The sequence below is a fragment of the Streptomyces sp. SID486 genome (assembly GCF_009865385.1).
In the GTDB taxonomy this organism is placed as follows: Bacteria; Actinomycetota; Actinomycetes; order Streptomycetales; family Streptomycetaceae; genus Streptomyces.
In genome coordinates, this window is the sequence record NZ_WWJT01000737.1 from 1 (window position 1) to 897 (window position 897).

General features: G+C 77.4%; 1 protein-coding gene. It reads left to right on the top strand.

Features of this window, described 5'->3' with window-relative positions; translation table 11 throughout:
• Window positions 1-897 (top strand): acyltransferase domain-containing protein (locus GT045_RS34370; RefSeq protein ID WP_161336587.1); only part of this gene is annotated, 897 nt, incomplete at both ends.

Below are 897 nucleotides of genomic sequence, written 5' to 3' on the forward strand. Positions count from 1 at the left end.
CGGCACCAACGCCCACGTCATCCTCGAACAGGCGCCCGCCGACCCGGCACCGGCCGAGGCCGGGGACGACCGGCCCGCACGGGACGGCGCCTGGCTGCCCTGGATCGTCTCGGGCCGTACCCGCCGGGCCCTCGCCGGACAGATCGCCGGCCTGCGCGGCCACGTCGACGCGCACCCCGCCGCCCGTCCGGCCGACCTGGGGCTGTCGCTGGCCACCACCCGCGCCCGGTTCGCCCACCGCGCCGTCGCGGTCGGCCGGGACAGCGCCGAACTGCTCACCGGACTCGCCGCCGCCGCCCCGCTCACCGGGGCGGGCGGCACGACGGCCTTCCTCTTCACCGGCCAGGGAGCGCAGCGGCCCGGCATGGGCCGCGCCCTGCACCGGGCCTTCCCGGCCTACGCCGAGGCCTTCGACGCGGTGTGCGCCCTCGCCGACCAGGGCCTGGACAGGCCGCTCGCCGAGGTGATCGACACCGACGCCGGGCTGCTGAACCGTACCGACTACGCGCAGATCGCCCTCTTCGCCACCGAAGTGGCCCTGTACCGCCTCCTGGAGTCGTGGGGCGTCGTCCCCGACCACGTCGCCGGACACTCCGTCGGCGAACTGGCCGCCGCCCATGTCGCCGGGGTGCTGTCGCTGCCCGACGCCGTCCGGCTCGTGCTCGCCCGCGGCACCCTGATGGCGGCACTGCCCGCGGGCGGCGCCATGGCGGCGCTGCGCGCCACCGAGGACGAGGTCGCCCCCCACCTGGACGAGCGGGTGGGCATCGCCGCCGTCAACGGCCCCCGCTCCGTGGTGATCTCCGGTGCCGGGGACGCCGTGGACGCCCTCGCGGCCCGCTTCGGCCAGGGCAAGCGGCTGGCGGTCTCGCACGCCTTCCACTCGCCGCTGATGGA